We start from the raw sequence: 16,553 nt of genomic DNA on the forward strand, positions 1-16,553 counted from the left end.
AGTCTTTTCCAACCACCATGATCCGTTCCCTTCTTGCCACACTCCTGCTGGCGTCCGCAGCCAGCGCTGCGCAGCAGCCGCCCAACATCGTCTTCATCTTCTGCGATGACCTGGCCTATCAGGCCATCAGCTGCTATGGAGACCACCGCAAGCTGCTGGACACGCCGAACATGGACCGCCTGGCCAAGGAAGGGATGCGTTTTGACCGCTGTCTGGTGACGAACTCCATCTGTGGCCCGAGCCGTGCGGTGATCCAGACGGGCAAGTACTCGCATGCCAACGGATTCTACAACAACAGCAACAGCAAGTTTGACAGCAGCCAGCCCACCTTCCCAAAGGTGATGCATGAGCATGGCTACCAGATGGCCATGATCGGAAAATGGCATCTCATGACCGATCCTGTGGGCTATGACTACTGGCATGTACTTCCCGGCCAAGGCGCTTACTACAATCCGCCAATGATCGACAACGGCAAGAACGTGAAGCACGAGGGCTATGTGACCGACATCATCGGCGATATCACGCTCGACTGGCTGAAGCAGCGCGACAAAACAAAGCCTTTCATGATGATGTGCCAGCACAAAGCTCCGCACCGCGAGTGGGAGCCGCCGGTGCGCTACCTGGGCTTTGACAAAGACCGCGTGTACGAAGAGCCTGAAACGCTCTTTGACAGCTACTCCGGCCGCAGCAAGGCCGTGAGCGACCACGACATGGGCATTGACCGCACGATGACGGATCGCGACACAAAGCTGGTGGTCCCGGGCAATTTGAACGAAGAGCAGAAGAAAGCCTGGAATGCCTACTACGAGCCCCGCAACGCAAAATACCGCGAAGCAGCCCCCGCAGGCCGCGATCTGGTGAAATGGCGCTACCAGCGCTACATGCACGACTACCTCGCCTGCGTGAAGGCGGTGGATGACAACGTGGGCCGTGTGCTGGACTACCTGGACAAGGAAGGGCTCACGGAAAATACGGTGGTGATGCTGAGCAGCGACCAGGGCTTCTACCTTGGCGAACATGGCTGGTTTGACAAACGCTGGATCTTTGAGGAATCCCTGCGCACGCCATTCCTCGTTCGCTGGCCTGGAGTGATCAAGCCCGGCAGCACGAGCAGCAAGATTGTGAGCCTGATCGATTTTGCCAGCACCTTCCTGGACATCGCCCAGTGCCCGAATCTGCCGGATGTACATGGCCGCAGCCTGGTGCCGATTTTTAAAGGCGAGACCCCGGCGGACTGGCGCAAGTCCTTGTACTATCACTACTATGAGTACCCCGTGCCGCACCATGTGCGCCCGCACTACGGGGTGATCACGGACCGCTACAAGCTCATCCACTACTACACGCCGGATGTGGATGACTGGGAGCTGATGGACCGTGAGAAGGATCCGCTGGAGGTGAAGAGCTTCTACAGTGATCCTGCGTACGCCGACACCGTGAAGGAATTGAAGGCCGAAATCGTGCGCCTGCAGGCGGAGGTGAAGGAGACGGTGCCGCCGCCACGCTTCACGCACGGGAACAAGGCGTTTGATGGAGAGAAGAACCCGCCGACGCAGGAGCAGCCAAAGGGCCAGGGAGCGGGCAAAGGAAAGGGCAAGGGTGGTGGGAAGAAGAAGGCGGAATAGGAGGTCGGGACTTGAACGCCTGGCACGGGACAGCCCACCCATCTATCTTTCTGCCTACCTCACCCTACAACTTCACCCGTTTCGGCATCGACGGGCACAACGCTGACGCCTTCGCAGCGGATGCCTCGCTGCCTTTGAGGAAGAAGTGCAGCGCTCCCTTCTGGTCGCAGAACCAAACCTCTTCTGCGCCCGCAGCGAAGTAAAGCTCACGCTTGTTCTCCATCTCCTGCCGGGTATTTCCCGGCGATACGACTTCGACGCAAATCTCCGGCGCGATTGTCAGCACGTCATCTTTCAACCCCCGTTTTACGCGCCCCCCTGAGATCCAGGCCACGTCGATGCCTTTAATTCCGTCTTCGGTGAGCACCGCCACCTCAACACTTGCGCCCGGAGGCATGGATGTCATCAAGTGAGCAAAAATCGCCGATTGACGAGTGGTGTGTGAAAAGCCAGGTGGCTGCATCAAGACGATGTGTCCGTAGCGGTTGGTTTCGATGCGGTTCGGCAGTCGTTGCAGGCTGGGATTGGCGCACACTTTTCTCCAGCGCTCCAGATGGAACGCAGTCGCATTCTTAATGCTGGGGATCTGAAGCAGCGCCATGACGATGGATGACAGGAGATCGCGGACGTGCCTTCAACCCGAAACTTCGGCGGAGGAAATGTCCAGCACATGGTTGTGCTGAGTTTGCCGCCACATCGTCTTGCTCACATACCACTCGACGAGTTGCGGGCCGCAGAAGACCCAGATCGTGGCGCCGAGGGCCAGGTAGGGGCCGAAGGGGATCTTGGCGCTCCATTCGGCTTTGCCGAGCAGGCGTGGCACCATGGCAAACAGAGTACCGATCATGGAAGCGGCAAAGATGGTAAAAAGCACAGACTGCCAGCCGCAGAAGGAGCCGATCATCATCAGGAAAAGCACGTCGCCAAATCCCATGGCTTCGCGTGGAATGACCACCTCGGAGACGATGCCGTGAAGGGTGGTCACCCCCTCCAGCGGAAAGTCCTCGCTGCTGTCGTTTGATTTCACACGCAGTTTGTCATGCCACATTTCTGCTGTGACGCTCTTCCAGCTGCGGTCGTTTACCTGCAGCTCGTCACAGGTGATGACCATGCGGTCGCTCTCACGTCCGTAGATGTCGCCCCAGTCCATTTTTTTCTTGGCGAAGGACACGACAGGAGGCTCGTCGTCCTTCACTTGATCGACGCTCCACTTGACGGAGTTGTCCAGCCACTCGCAGCCCATGAATTTGCCCACCAGCCAGCAGACGGAGGGAGAGGCCGACTTTAAATAGCCCGGCTTCTGCCGGTGATGCACCTTGCCAAAGGCCAGCTTGCCCAGCTCCACGATGATCCACAAAAGGCCGAGGCCGAGGGCAGCACTGGCAAGTGAGATGTAGAGGCCGCGCAGATGGGTGGTCTCCCCCACCAGCCCAGGCACCCAGAAGGAAGCCAGCAGGCCCACTGCCGCCCCGCCGATGGTGATCGAATGCGGCAGAATGAAGTGGTCGATGTCGATGAAGGTGCCGGAGATCAGCAGGCTGATAAAGATCCAGAGGCAGAGCACTTGCGGCCCCCATTCCTTGATTTTCGGCCAGGGATCGCCGCCCACGGCGTAGTCACCGCTAATCTTGAGAAAGACCATGTAAAACATCACACCGGTGAGCAGTTCCACAAGGAAGTAGCGGATGGATATCCTTGATTTGCAGTTCGCGCATCTGCCCCGCAGCAGCAGCCAGCTGAGCAGCGGAATGTTTTGCCACATGGGGATCTGGTAGCCGCAAGAGGGGCAGAAGCTGCGCTTGGGATTGTTCACCGACTTTCCTTCCAATGGCAGGCGGTAGATGACCACATTGAGGAAGGAACCGATGCCTGCGCCCATGTAAAAGGCCAGAAGGTGCAGCAGGGTGTTGAGAATTTGAAAGCGCATGGATGGTGGCTGAGTTTGCAAACTTCGCCTGCCGTGCGTGAATACGGAAGAAAAAAATTCCGCATGTCTTCAGATTCCTGGCGCCGCCTGCGCATCTTTTGTCTTTCCTTGGCCCTGCTCCAGGCAGGCGGTTCCTGTGCTCATCAGGCTTCGGGAGGCACCCGCCTGCTGTCCGGCGATCCCGTGGAGGCGGCCAAGAAATACAATCTGGTGGATGTGCGCAAGGCGGTCCCCGGCATCTCGATCGACCTGCGCTACGCCACTTCTCAAAACATCACCGGCCAGCCCATCTATCCCGCCAACATGCCCTGCCTGCTGCGGGCTGAAACGGCGGCCAAGCTCAAAAAAGCCCAGGAGCTTCTGCGTCCACAGGGTTACGCCCTGCGTGTCTGGGATGCCTACCGCCCGCCTGAGGCCCAGGAGACGCTGCACAAGCACGGCAGCAGCACGGGCATGTTTCTCTCTCCAAACACCGGCTGGAGCCGTCACTGCGGGGGCATCGCGGTGGATCTTACTCTCATCGACCTTCAGGGAAACGAGCAGCGCATGCCCACGGGATTTGACCAGGACTTCGCGCATGCGAGCATCAACTACCGGGGAAACGATCCCCAGGTGGCGCAAAGCATGCGGATTCTTCAGACCGCCATGAAGCAGGCCGGATTCATTCAATTGGAGACCGAGTGGTGGCACTTTGATGACGCAGACTACCTCACTGATCCCCAGCCTGTCATCTATGGCTGGCGGCTCGCTCTTCCCGGGATGGCACCGCCGTGAGCATTCGTAACAACGCCACCTTCACCGTCATCGACGAGACGGACGGCTACATCGTCGTCAACAAGCCTGCGCCGCTGCAAATCCATCCGGGAGATCCCAAGGGCCCGCCCACGCTGTGGCATCGTGTGTGTGACTTGCTCTCCTACGAAATCGCAAACGGCGGGCAGGTTTCCATCATCAACCGCCTCGACCGCGAAACTAGCGGTGTGGTGCTCATCGCCAAAAACCATGAACTGGCGCGGCTCTTTGGCATGGCGATGCAGGAGCGCAAGATTCACAAGACCTACGAGGCCCTGGTGCATGGCTGGCCGGCCTGGGACGAGCAGACACTGGATGCGCCCATCTTGAACGCGCGCGATGTGCAGGCCTATGACATTTGGGTAAAGCAGATTGTGCACCCGCAGGGCGCGGAGTGCCGGACGGGCTTTCGTACCCTTAAGCGGTTTGAACGCCACGGGGAGAAGTTCGCGCTGGTCGAAGCAAAGCCGGAAACGGGCCGCATGCATCAGATCCGCGTGCATCTGCACCATCTCGGACTGCCTATTGTGGGGGATAAATTGTATGGGCGTGATGACCGGTGTTACCTGGAGTTTATCGAGACGGGGTGGACGGAGGCGCTGGAGAAAAAGCTCATTCTGCCACGGCAGGCGCTGCATTCATCGCGGCTGGAGCTGAATCTGGAAGGTTTTCCACCGCATTGGGATGCACCTGTGCCAGAGGAGTTTTGCCTTTAGCCTGATCAGAACCGGCTAAAGCCTGGACTACCATACCCAAACCTCATGCCCAGCGGCGCACGCGGCTGTCGAGCTGGAAGACCTGCCCGCTGATGTTTTCCATGCTGTGCAGGAAGGCGATGAAGCGGGCGACTTCGTGAGGAGTGTTGAGGCGGCCGAGTGCGTGCTGGCCGAGCAAGTTCCCGCGCCATGCGGCATCCGCCAGCAGATGGCGGGTCATCTTGGTTTCAAGGAAGCCCGGGAGGATGCAGTTGGCGCGGATGTTTCGAAGTCCGTATTCTTTGGCGGTGCTTTGGGTGAGGCCGATCAGGCCTGCTTTGGCGGCGGCATAATTTCCCTGGCCTGCGGGACCCCTCAGGGCGGAGTAGGAGCCGATGTTAACGATGTGGCCGTGGCGTTGTTTTGACATGAGCTTCACCGCGGCTTGGGAAACGAGGAAGGCCCCTTTGAGATTCACATCGAGAACTTGATCGAACTGATGCTCGGTCATTTTGGCAACCGAGACGTCATGGCAGATGCCGGCGTTGTTAATGAGGAGATCGAGGCGTGTGAGCGCGGAGATACAGGCACGAACGGAGTGGGCGCTGGTGACGTCCAGGGCATCGCGCCCGGGAGACAGAACCGTGAAACCCGCGTGCTCAAGCTCGGCTCTGATGCCCCGCGCCAAATCGCCTTCCCCGCCGGTGATGAGGGCAGTGGGGGATGGTGCGGAGGACGTTGGCATGCGTGGTAATGGGCCAAGAATCCAGGCGATGGCAATGTCTTCATCCTCCAGATTTCAAGGGGGATGCAGCTCGCTCTGGGAGGCATGAAAGCGACCCAGAACGAGCTAAAGCTCTGAACTACTTTCTCAGCCCAGCGTGAATGCCGGCAGCTTCACGATCTTGCCACCTGCCATGGCGGACTGATGTGCGCAGAGGCCCACGCAGGTCCAGTTGGCGGACTGAGTGGCGTTCGGAAAGGGCTGGCGCTTTTCAGCGAGGGCATTCGCAAACTCGTTGGCAAGATGAGGATGGCTGCCACCATGGCCGCTGCCCTGGGTGAAGCTGAGATGCGTCTTCTTGCCGAGATCATACACGCCCTTTGTGGTGAAGCGCTGGATCGGCCTGGGCAGGCGTTTGGCAAAATCGGGTGTCTTGATCAATTTCGGGATCTTGTGCTCGGGCAGTTTGGCGCGGTGCAGGACGAGCGGCTCATGCTCGATGAGCGGCCATTCGATGGAGGCTTTGTCACCATAGACGTCGATGCTTTCACGATACTGGCGGGCGGTGTCAAACAGACTGCGGATGATGCGGGCGTTCACATCGGTACCTTTAAATTTGATGTGCGCAGTCTCGACAGCAAAGGGGGAGCCGTAACATTTTTGCAATTCTTTGCGCACCGTGCCGGAACCAAAGCAGCTCACGTATTCGGCGGGCTTGCCGATCATGCCGGCCACGGGGCCGACGCAGTGGGTGGCGTACCACATCGGCGGCAGGCCGGGCCAGTAGTTCGGCCAGCCGTCCATGTCCTGCTGGTGGGAGGCCTGCACGAACTGCAGCTTGCCCAGCTTGCCTTGATCGAGCTGCTCCTTCATGAAGAGGTACTCGCGTGCATAGACGACGGTCTCCATCATCATGTACTTAAGGCCGGTCTTCTTGACGAGATCGCAGATCTTTTTGCAGTCTTCGATGCTGGTGGCCATCGGTACGGTGCAGGCCACGTGCTTGCCCGCTTTGAGCGCCTCGATGCTCATCCATCCATGATCAGGAATGGGGGAGTTGATGTGCACGGCGTCGATGTTCGGATCCTTGAGCATCGCCTTGAAATCCGTATAGCGCACGTCCACATCGAAGGCATCACCGATGGTGTTGAGCTTCTTCTCATCGCGCTGGCAGATGGCGTAGCAGGTGGTCAGCGGGTGGCGCTGCCAGATGGGTATGAATTCCGCCCCGAAACCGAGGCCTACGACGGCGATGTTGAGCTTTTTGTCTGACATGATGTTTGGTAGGATGACGCGGCTGTTATAGGCGGGAACGGCGGGAAATGGGAAGGACAAAGTTTAGGAGGAATCGGACGGAGAGGGCCGCTGCGCGGCGTTTGCAGTTGTTTGCAATGGCTGAGGGCTTGCTGCGCAAGCGTTTGCAGTTGTTGGAAGAGAGTTCCGCTTCTGGTCCATCTGACAACCATTGCAAACCATCGCAAACCACTGCAAACAATCGCCAACCCTCCAATGCTTACTTCCGACTTCGACTACCACCTGCCGCCTGAACTCATTGCCAGTGAGCCGCTGGTGGAGAGATCGGCCTCGCGCATGATGGTGGTGCACAGGAAGGAGGGTCGGATCGAGCACCGGATGTTTCGGGAGGTCGGAGAGTTTGTGTCCGAAGAGGCGGGAGACCTGCTGGTGCTGAATGACACGAGGGTGGTTCCCGCGCGCTACTTCACCGACAAAGGGCACGAGGTGCTGCGGTTGCAGATCCTGACGCCGACCCGCTGGCGCTGCATGGTGAAACCGGGGAAGAAATTTCGTGTTGGTCACACCGCCCGAATCGGCGAAGCCATAGGCACGGTGGTGGAGATCATGGAGGACAATGGTGACCGCATCATCGAGTTCGACCGTGTGGTGGATGAGACCAAGCACGGGCACCTGGCGCTGCCGCATTACATGGGGCGTGATGATCAGCCGGCGGATCGTGAGCGGTATCAAACCGTGTTCGCACGAAGCGAAGGCTCCATCGCTGCGCCGACTGCGGGGCTGCACTTCACGCCGGAGGTGCTGAATCCGCTGCCCCATGTCTTCGTAACGCTGCATGTGGGTGTGGGCACATTTCAGCCGGTGAAGGTGGAGAACATCGCGGAACACAAGATGCACTCCGAAGTGTATGAAGTTTCAGCCGCGACGGCTCAGGCCGTGCACGACGCGAAACGGGTGATTCCTGTGGGCACTACAGCGCTGCGCACGCTGGAGACAGTGGCGCGTGATCATGGCAAGGTCATAGCCACGCAGGGCAGCACGGATATTTTCATTCATCCGGGTTTTGAGTTTAAAGTGGCGGGTGGGCTGCTGACGAATTTCCATCTGCCCAAGTCCACGCTCATCATGCTAGTGAGTGCGTTCGCGGGCAAAGAGCTGGTGATGGAGGCGTATGCAGAGGCGATTCGGGAAAGGTATCGCTTTTTCAGCTATGGGGACTGCATGATGATTGTGTGACGAGGATGCTCCTTGCCAGAGCGAAGGCCCCGAGACGCTCGTGTGCAGGCAGGAGTGCCCACATCACTTTTCCCAGGCCAGTTGCGGCGCAACTGGGCAACTTACGTCCCCGCCTTCGCAATCTTCTCGCAGCTCTGCACGTCCAGCTTGCCGGAGGCGAGCACAGGGATGTCGCTGACGCGGATCATCTTTTTGGGAATCCAAAGTGGTGGCATGCCTTTGTCGAGAAGGCGGTAGCGGAGGTCCAAGATCTCCTGGTGCTCGGGGCCGCCGGGCATGCTGGTGAGAAGGATGAGAGCCTCTCCTTTGTCCACGTCCGGAACGCCAACGACGGCGATCTTGCGCACGGTTTCGTTTTCGAGCCCCATGGCTTTCACCAGCGCTTCTTCCACGGTTTCATGCGGCACCATCTCACCGGCGATCTTGGAGAAGCGGCTGAGGCGGCCTTCGATGTAAAGAAAGCCATCGAGGTCCACGCGACCGATGTCCCCCGTGCGGAACCAGCCGTCCTTGAGCACTTCGGCGCTGCGCTTGGGATCATTGAGGTAGCCTTCGAAAACGTTCGGCCCCTTGAACCAGATCATGCCGCTTTGATGCAGCGGCACCGGAGCGTCCGTTTCAGGATTGGTGATGCGCACCGCCATGCCGGGCACGACGTGTCCCACCGATCCCTGCCGGTGGCTGGGAAGCCAGCTGTGTCCGCTCTCCTCATCACCGAGCGGTTCGGGGTCCGGAAGGTTCAGGTTGGAGGCAGGCGAGGTTTCGGTAAGGCCGTAGCCTTCCAGCACACGTTTGCCAAACCGTGCCTCAAAGGCATCTGCCACGGTGCTTGGCAGCTTTTCCGCGCCGGTGACGCAGTATTTGATGGAGTTCAGCGACTCACGGTTCACGCCGCGCAGGTAGCTGCGCAGGAAGGTGGGCGTGGAGATCATGAGGGTGATGCGATATTTCTCGATCAACTGGGCGAGCTTTTTCACCTCCATGGGCGAGGGATAGGTCACAAGATGCAGCCCGTAAATGATCGGGAACCAGAGCGTGACCGTGCAGCCAAAGCTGTGGAAGAGCGGCAGGCAGCCAAGGATGCTGTCATTGCTCTGCATGCCGAGGCGGCTGCCAAACTGCATGACGTTGGAAATGAGATTGCGGTGGGTTAGAGCAACTCCTTTTGGCTCACCGGAACTGCCGCTGGTGAAAAGCAGCAGCGCCTCCTTGCGCCCGCCTTTCTTCGAGATGCCGAGCAGCGCCGCCAGCACTGCGGCGGGCAGCACCTTGCTAAGAACCAGCCACTTGGCGATGGAGACTTTCATCTTCGGCAAAATGCGTTCGATGAGGATGAGCTGCTTGCTCGGCGGCCAGGGGAAGCTTTGCATCTTGCGCACAAAAATGTCCGCAGTGAGGAAGCGGTCGATCTCGCCACGGCGGATGGCGCTGTCGATGGCGGCACGTCCGGCGGTGAAGTTGAGATTCACCGGGATTTTCCCTGCGAGTACGACGGCCACATTGCAGATGAGGCCGCCAAGACCCGGAGGCAAAATGATCCCGACGCGCGCCTTCTTGGTCTCACGCTTCACCACCTGGGAAAGAGCCAGCGCAGTGGCAAAGACCTTGTCAAAGCGCAGGATTTTTTCATCCTTGCCGTCCACCACGCTGTTGCGGGTGCCATGCTTTTTAAAGCCCTGGATCAAAGCGTAGCCAAGACTGAGCTCAAGCGCGGCACATTCACTGATGCTTTGCTCAGAGAGCAGCAGCAGGGCCTCCTGATAGCTGGCGAGATTGGCTTCCGTCCCCTGTAGCAGCCGGCCAAAATTGAAGATTGCTTCGGCGTCGGTGTAGCGGCGCTCGATCGGCAGTGCGGTATCCTGCCGCCGGTGCACATACATCGGCAGCACCGGGATTTCGGCCTTGAGCAGAAACTCGAGTTTTGTGCCCGGCACGGTGGTCATGGGCGAGGCCATCGTGGCCGCCTCGGCTGGGAGATAAATGATGACGGAGCCGGATTTGGCGGCGTCCGCCATGGCGCGGCGGTAGGCGGAGACCTCCGTCTCGCCGGGGGAAAACTCCAGGGCATGAACGTGCTCCCGCTCAAGATGCGCCCGCAGCAGCGGGTGCAGCGCCGCACCTTTTCTCACCACGTAAACCACTTCACGTCCTCCCAGAACGAGTTCCAGCCGGAGCAGGTCAAAGTAACCGAGCTGGCTGGGCAGGATCATGAATCCGCCTCCTGAGGGCAGGTTCTCTTTGCCGAGGATCGTGAGGTCTTTGAGGGTGACGGGCTTTTCAGAGGCCATGGGTGGGAGGCAGAATGCAGGTTTGGCGTACGTAAGCGGGGAGAGACGCGCATGCCAGCGGGAAAGCAGAGGGAAGTTGACGGTAGTTTACAGTTGTTGACGATGGTTGACGGTGGAAAGAAAGAGCCAAACCACCCTCAACGCTCGAGCACCGATCCCTCAGCCGCCGTCAACCACCGTCAACCGCCCCTTCCCCCATGCCCCCTCCCCCGCGTTTTCCCCGCCGTGATTCGCCCCCGCCGCCTCCGCCCGGAAGCGACGGCTGGCTGCGGCCCTGGGCACAGATGAAGTACTTTTCCTTTCATCCGGCCGTATACCCCAACATGCTGCGTGCGGTGTCTCCAGACGCCGGGCCGGGGGATCTGGTGAACGTCTATGACAAGGAAGGGCAGCTCTTTGGCAGCGGTTTTTACAATGCGAACGCCCGCGTGCCGCTGCGGGTGCTGCAGCATGGCGAGGATGTGCTGAATGAGGACCTGCTGGACGCCCGGCTGGATGCCGCGCTGGATCTGCGACTGAAAACGCTGCGGCTCAACGAAACGACCGACGCCTGGCGGGCGGTGTCCTCGGACGGGGACGGCCTCAGCGGACTGGTGGTGGACCGGTATGGCGATGTGCTCTCCATCGAAGTGACCTCCCTGGGAGTCTGGCGCCGTCTTTCCCGCTGGCTGCCCAAGCTGCACACTGCACTAGGCACGAAGCAGCACGTCATCGAGGTTGATCCAGACATCGCCCGGGTTGAGAACATGCGCCGGGCGGACGTGCCTGAAGCGGACGATCCAGCCCCCCGCAGCGTACGAATTCGCGAAAATGGCGTGCGCTATCAGGTGAGCTTCGAAGACGGGCACAAAACGGGTTTCTTCTGTGATCAGCGGGACAACCGCCAGAAATTTGGCCACCTTGCCCGAGGTCGGCGCGTCCTGGACCTGTGCAGCTACACCGGGGGGTTTTCCCTGAACGCCCGCGTGCTCGGTGGCTGCGAGGATGTGACGGCCGTGGATCTCGATGAAAAAGCCATCGCCCAGGGCAAGAAGAATGCGGATTTAAACCAGGTCCGAATCGACTGGGTGCATGCGGATACTTTCAGCTGGGGCCGCCAGATGCAGCAAAACGGATCGCTCTGGGACGCCGTGGTGCTGGACCCGCCGAAGCTCGTCTTCTCCCGCGATGCGGAAGAAGGCCAGCTCGGCCGCAACAAATACTACGATATGAATGCAGTGGCCCTCGGCCTGCTGAAGCGTGGCGGCCTGTTCGTCACCTGCTCATGTTCCGGGCTGCTGGATGTCGCTGAATTTGAGGAGATTGTCATGCGTGCCGCGCACCGGAACAAGCGCCGGCTGCAGATCCTTGACCGCACGGGGGCCGGAGCGGACCACCCGGTCATGTCGAATTGTCCGGAGAGCCGCTACCTGAAGGTGCTGTGGTGTCTGGCGTGGTGACCCGCCTTCCGAAGGCGTGAATCCGTTACAGGTTTCCTTTGCTACCTCATTCCGACTGTTTACTCTGCGTGTCCCATGAATCCAGAGGTGCAAAACATTGTGGCCGCAGGCAAGCTCCCGGCTGCTGACGGCGAAAAACTTTCCAAACTCGAACCCGGAACCTTCGTTCTTCATAAAAGCTGGGGTGTCGGCAAAATCGCCGAATGGGATTTGCTGGGAGATCGCGTCCTCATCGACTTCGAAGGCAAGCCAGGGCATCCGCTGAAACTCGCTTTTGCCGTCAGCTCGCTCGAAGTCATTTCCCCGGATCACCTCCTGGCCCGCCGTCTTGCAGATCTTGACTCCCTCAAGGAACTGGCCGCCAAAAATCCACCGACGCTGGTGGAACTGGCGCTCAAGAGCAGCGGCAATTCCCTGCACCTGGACGACCTGGAAAAGCTGCTCAAAGGCCGCATCGTCTCCGACGCTGACTACAAGAAGTGGTGGGAAGGCGCCAAGCGCGCACTCAAGACCCACCGTCACATCGTGGTACCGGCAAAGCGCACCGAAAAACTCGTGCTGCGCGATCAGGCGGAAAACGCTGGAACGCAGATGGTGAAGTCCTTCCTGGCCGCGCGCGATTTGAAGAGCAAGCTCGCCACGCTGGCCAGCATTCAGAAGGACATCGACCTCTTCACGGATCCAAAAACCGAACTGATCCCCGTTTTCCAGGATATCTCTGACTCCGCCCGCAAGAGCGTGAAGCTCAATCTCAAGGAGTGCCTTCAGCTCCTCCTGGCCCGGGACGAGCTCATTGAAAACCTCAGCGCCACCGCGCCGATGGGATCCATGAAGATTTCCGATCTGATCATGGAGACCAAGGAAGTGCTGGCAGATTCCATCAAAGGCCTCTCCGCCAGCCTGCTGGGCCGCATCTACCGGGCGTTCCCTGAAGCCTTCCCGAACCGTGGCTGGGTGCCTGAAATCCTGCACCACCTCACCAAGACCGGCGGGCGCGCCGTGGCCGAGATCGCAACCGTGCTGGATGCCAACGACGAACTCGACGTGCTTGCAGAAGCGCTGAAAAAATCCCTGCGCAACCGCATGCTCTCCGCAGATCTTCTCATCTGGATGGCCCGTGAGCGCAAAGGCCTCGCGGAATCCGTCTTCGACATTGATCTCGGTCATGCAATCCTGGGAGTCATCGAAAGCGATCACATGGAAGGTGGGCCCAAGCGTACCGGCCGCCTTCAGGACCTCCTCTCGGATGACAAGACCCTCCTTGGCGAAATGGTGGCCGAGGCTGAAGATGAAGATGTGAGACTGCTGGCCAAGCGCCTGATCAACGGCTCCCTGTTTGACGAACTGACCCGCCGCTCCCTCATGGCCCGCATCATCAAGGTGCGTCCGGAAATGGAAGCTATGATGGACGAAAATGCCTCTGCCACCCATAAGGATGACTCCCTCATCGTCTCCTGGGAAAGCCTGGAGAAGAAAAAGCAGGAGCTGGAAGACCTCGTGAACGTCAAGATCCCGGACAACAAACGTGAGATCCAGATCGCCCGGGACGAAGGCGACCTTCGCGAAAACGGCGGTTACAAGGCTGCCCGTGACCAGCAGTCTGTGCTCCTGCGCATGCAGGGCAAGCTCGAACGCGAACTGCGCAACGCCCGCGGAACTGATTTTGCCAACGTTCCCACGGACAAGGTCGGCATCGGCACGATTGTGGATCTCGAAGACGTGCCTTCGGGTGAAAAGGAAACCTTCACCATCCTCGGAGCCTGGGATGGCGACCTGGACAAGAACATCATCAGCTACCTTTCGGAATCTGCGAAAGCCCTGATCGGTAAAGCAGTCGGAGAAGAGCTGGATCTCCCCACCGACAGCCACCACGTCAGCAGAAAGGTGAAAGTGATCGCGATCCATCCCTTCAAAGCTTGACCAGCCTTTTATGGGAGAATAACTCACCCAAGATAGGTATATGTCCGCAACTGATGATAAAGCGTGATTTTTCCTGAAATTACTGCACGTATCAACGGGCGATCATCCCCTCATTTTTGGGGATCGCCTTCGATTACCTGAGCAGCATATGCTAGCCCGCACGCGTCAAAAAATGTCTTTAGCCGTCCTTTCTTTCTTTACCCCCCGGTGCCTTCGAAGGGACATCTCGATCGTTCGCGGAGTCGGTTCCTCATTCCTGCTGGCCGCAGTCGTATCTGCCATGATGGCGGCTCCGGTGGCGCGTGGCCAGGGTGTCCGGGCTGATAACACAAGCGTCATTTTAAACTCGTCTGGGACGACTCCGGTGGTTCGTGAACAGAGCCCCCCGGTGTTTGAGGCACAACCTGGCCCTTGGGGAAAGATGAAGTGTGCGTATGTTTATCTGGAGGCCCCTGCAAGCCTCATCGAAGAGTTTCCTCTCCCGAGCCCGATTCCTCGCTGGACGTTTCCATCCGCAGACCTCCCAGGCCTGCCAGCATTCTTTGCCAAAGCGGGTCTATCCAAGTCTCTCATCGAAACCCTACTGTCCTCCAAGCATCTGGTCAAAGAAGGGGCGTATGTGCACCTGATCCCGCCGCTGGCCGAATTGGAGAGCATGACTCCGGAAACCCGTGCAATCATCTACGGAGAGCTCTCAAAGCACCCGGAAAATGAATACCACGCCGACCCGGTCCTCATCATCGGCACAACCATTGAGGAATGGTACAAGGGAAGCAAGCTGCGACCGGAAATCGTCAGCAAGATCAAGCAGCTCGGCTACTTGCGCGGAGAGGCCGTTGCCTTCAGCGACATTCCCCTGCTGCTGAACTATGCGCAGTCTGACTCGGAGGCCCGGGTCATCTTCAAGGCCTGTACCCGCACACGCAATCTGATGATCCGCCTCGTGCTCGACAAAAACACCGATGCGGACGAGATCATCAAATACTGGAGCTTTGGAACCGGAATCCGCCGCAAGGATTTGGAACCCCTGATCCGGTCTATCATCGAACTCGATGGCGTGGATGACCTGGGGATTGTGCACGTTTTGCCCGCGCTGGCGAGAAAGCTGCTCTACACCTACCCTGGGCTGGACATGGCCAAGCATGGCGTGATGCCAGACTGCCATTGGACCTCGCTCAATTTTTTCAACTACGAGCCGCATGAATACCTGCTGGACGCCCGGCTTGCCACCAGCCAGGTGCTGGAGCAGTTCACCCCGGTGGAGCCGCCCTATCAGTTCGCTGACGTCCTCTTCTTTCTCGACAACACCACAGGCGACGCCTTTCATTCCTGCGTGCATCTGGCGGACAACATTGTCTTCACCAAAAACGGCCGAAACATTCTTTCCCCATGGGTGATCATGCGCCTCGAAGACGTCAAAAAAATCTACCTCTACAAAGGCAACGGCCGCGTGCAGGGGTTTCGGCGCAAGGACATCGCGATTGAAAAGAAGGCTGGTCTTGAGTCTCCCTGAGATCATTATCGTTGGATTGACATGCCCGTGCAATGAGTCCTGAATGGCTGGCGTTTACACCAGCCACCATGTCCTCCCGCCGCCACTTCCTCCACACCGTCCTCGGCACCAGCGCTGCCGCAGCCTTCGCCGCCGACTCCAAGCTCAGTTACAAGGGGGAAAACATCCAGTTTGGCCTCGTCACCTACATGTGGGGGTCGGATTGGGATCTGCCCACGCTGATCAAGAACTGCGAGGCAGCCAAGGTGCTGGCCGTGGAGCTGCGCGTCGATCAAGCTCACAAGGTCAGCCCCGACCTGACTGCAGAACAGCGCACCGCTGTGAGGAAGCAGTTTGAAGACTCGCCGGTGGATCTCCTCGGCATGGGCACCAATTTTGAATTTCACTCCCCCAAGGAGGAGGATGTGAAAAAGAACATCGAAGGCGCCAAGAAGTACATCAAGCTCAGCCATGATCTGGGAGCCAGCGGCGTCAAAGTGAAGCCCAACGCCCTCCCAAAGGACGTGCCTGCGGAGAAAACGCTGGCTCAGATCGGCAAGGCGCTGGCGGAGCTGGGAGACTACGCGGTCGGTTTTGGGCAGGAAATTCGTCTGGAAGTGCATGGCAAAGACACCTCCGAACTGCCAAACATCAAGACCATCATGGACGCTGCCAACCGCGACAATGTGCGCGTGTGCTGGAACTCCAATGACACCGACCTCAACGGCGCAGGCATTGAGGCAAACTTTGCCATGGTCAAAGATCGACTGGGGCACACCGTCCACATCCGGGGAGTCAATCAAAGCACCTACCCGCTCGACAAACTTGCCAAGCTGCTCGTGGAAGCCGATTACGAAGGAACGGTCTGCCTTGAGGCCCATAAAATCCCTGCCGGCGACCGCGTGGCCGCCCTGGCAGAACAGCGGGAGCTGTGGATGAATCTGGTGACTGAGGCGCGGAAAAGCGTCAAGGATTGAGCGGAGTTCACGACATCGTCAAGGAAGCGGCAGGCCGCCTAGAAGAGGCGAGTTGCCTCAAAAAGAAACACACCGGGGGAGCGTGAACGAGTGAGGCCCTGGCGGAACGTTGCCTCAAAATGAATGACACCGGATGGAGCCCCCACCGGACATGAGTCAATTGAGTCGAAAAGAGTATGTGGCGAAG

At 58.9% G+C, this 16,553-nt stretch carries 13 protein-coding genes; 8 read left to right on the forward strand and 5 right to left on the reverse strand.

Annotated features, from left to right (window positions below; genetic code table 11):
- Positions 1-17: 17 nt before the first annotated feature.
- Entirely contained in the window at positions 18-1,622 is a 1,605-nt protein-coding gene (locus ACILSR_RS30260; protein ID WP_395753553.1) for a sulfatase, read from the forward strand.
- A 64-nt stretch (positions 1,623-1,686) separates the two neighbouring features.
- Here ACILSR_RS30260 and ACILSR_RS30265 read toward each other — a convergent pair whose 3' ends face one another.
- Positions 1,687-2,223 (reverse strand): Uma2 family endonuclease, encoded by a 537-nt coding sequence (locus tag ACILSR_RS30265; RefSeq protein WP_395753554.1) that lies wholly within the window; start codon positions 2,221-2,223, stop codon positions 1,687-1,689.
- 33 nt (positions 2,224-2,256) lie between these two features.
- A complete protein-coding gene (locus tag ACILSR_RS30270) occupies positions 2,257-3,549 on the reverse strand; it encodes a prepilin peptidase (protein ID WP_395753555.1) in 1,293 nt (430 codons plus the stop codon).
- A gap of 63 nt (positions 3,550-3,612) precedes the next feature.
- On the opposite strand from ACILSR_RS30270, the gene ACILSR_RS30275 reads away from it, so the two are divergent.
- Both ACILSR_RS30275 and ACILSR_RS30280 read left to right on the forward strand, forming a co-directional pair.
- A complete protein-coding gene (locus ACILSR_RS30275) occupies positions 3,613-4,323 on the forward strand; it encodes a M15 family metallopeptidase (RefSeq protein WP_395753556.1) in 711 nt (236 codons plus the stop codon).
- The gene (locus tag ACILSR_RS30280) at positions 4,320-5,057 is read left to right on the forward strand and encodes an RluA family pseudouridine synthase (protein WP_395753557.1); all 738 of its coding nucleotides are present in this window, start codon (positions 4,320-4,322) and stop codon (positions 5,055-5,057) included. The genes ACILSR_RS30275 and ACILSR_RS30280 overlap by 4 nt, the downstream gene beginning before the upstream one ends.
- Before the next feature lie 43 nt (positions 5,058-5,100).
- Here ACILSR_RS30280 and ACILSR_RS30285 read toward each other — a convergent pair whose 3' ends face one another.
- Both ACILSR_RS30285 and ACILSR_RS30290 read right to left on the reverse strand, forming a co-directional pair.
- Complete coding sequence (locus ACILSR_RS30285; protein ID WP_395753558.1) at positions 5,101-5,781, reverse strand: SDR family oxidoreductase; 681 nt, start codon at positions 5,779-5,781, stop codon at positions 5,101-5,103.
- A gap of 126 nt (positions 5,782-5,907) precedes the next feature.
- Positions 5,908-7,035 (reverse strand): Gfo/Idh/MocA family protein, encoded by a 1,128-nt coding sequence (locus ACILSR_RS30290; RefSeq protein WP_395753559.1) that lies wholly within the window; start codon positions 7,033-7,035, stop codon positions 5,908-5,910.
- A 234-nt stretch (positions 7,036-7,269) separates the two neighbouring features.
- Between ACILSR_RS30290 and queA the strand changes: the two genes are divergently transcribed.
- On the forward strand, positions 7,270-8,250 hold the full coding sequence (queA, locus tag ACILSR_RS30295; protein ID WP_395753560.1) for a tRNA preQ1(34) S-adenosylmethionine ribosyltransferase-isomerase QueA: 981 nt from the start codon (positions 7,270-7,272) through the stop codon (positions 8,248-8,250).
- Positions 8,251-8,351: 101 nt separating this feature from the next.
- Here queA and ACILSR_RS30300 read toward each other — a convergent pair whose 3' ends face one another.
- Complete coding sequence (locus tag ACILSR_RS30300) at positions 8,352-10,538, reverse strand: AMP-binding protein (RefSeq protein WP_395753561.1); 2,187 nt, start codon at positions 10,536-10,538, stop codon at positions 8,352-8,354.
- 197 nt (positions 10,539-10,735) lie between these two features.
- Here ACILSR_RS30300 and ACILSR_RS30305 point away from each other — a divergent pair, with 197 nt between their 5' ends.
- From ACILSR_RS30305 to ACILSR_RS30320, 4 genes are all read left to right on the forward strand, one after another.
- Positions 10,736-11,977 (forward strand): class I SAM-dependent rRNA methyltransferase, encoded by a 1,242-nt coding sequence (locus ACILSR_RS30305; RefSeq protein WP_395753562.1) that lies wholly within the window; start codon positions 10,736-10,738, stop codon positions 11,975-11,977.
- A 75-nt stretch (positions 11,978-12,052) separates the two neighbouring features.
- Positions 12,053-13,897, forward strand: coding sequence for a GreA/GreB family elongation factor (locus ACILSR_RS30310; protein ID WP_395753563.1), 1,845 nt, complete (start codon positions 12,053-12,055; stop codon positions 13,895-13,897).
- 421 nt (positions 13,898-14,318) lie between these two features.
- Positions 14,319-15,410 carry a hypothetical protein gene (locus tag ACILSR_RS30315; protein ID WP_395753564.1) on the forward strand — a complete coding sequence of 364 codons (1,092 nt, stop codon included), beginning with the start codon at positions 14,319-14,321 and terminating at the stop codon, positions 15,408-15,410.
- A gap of 68 nt (positions 15,411-15,478) precedes the next feature.
- Positions 15,479-16,366: a sugar phosphate isomerase/epimerase family protein gene (locus ACILSR_RS30320; protein ID WP_395753565.1), complete on the forward strand. Its 888-nt coding sequence runs from the start codon at positions 15,479-15,481 to the stop codon at positions 16,364-16,366.
- The last annotated feature ends 187 nt before the right edge of the window (positions 16,367-16,553 follow it).

The sequence above is a fragment of the Prosthecobacter sp. genome (genome assembly GCF_044222565.1).
Taxonomy (GTDB): Bacteria; Verrucomicrobiota; Verrucomicrobiia; order Verrucomicrobiales; family Verrucomicrobiaceae; genus Prosthecobacter.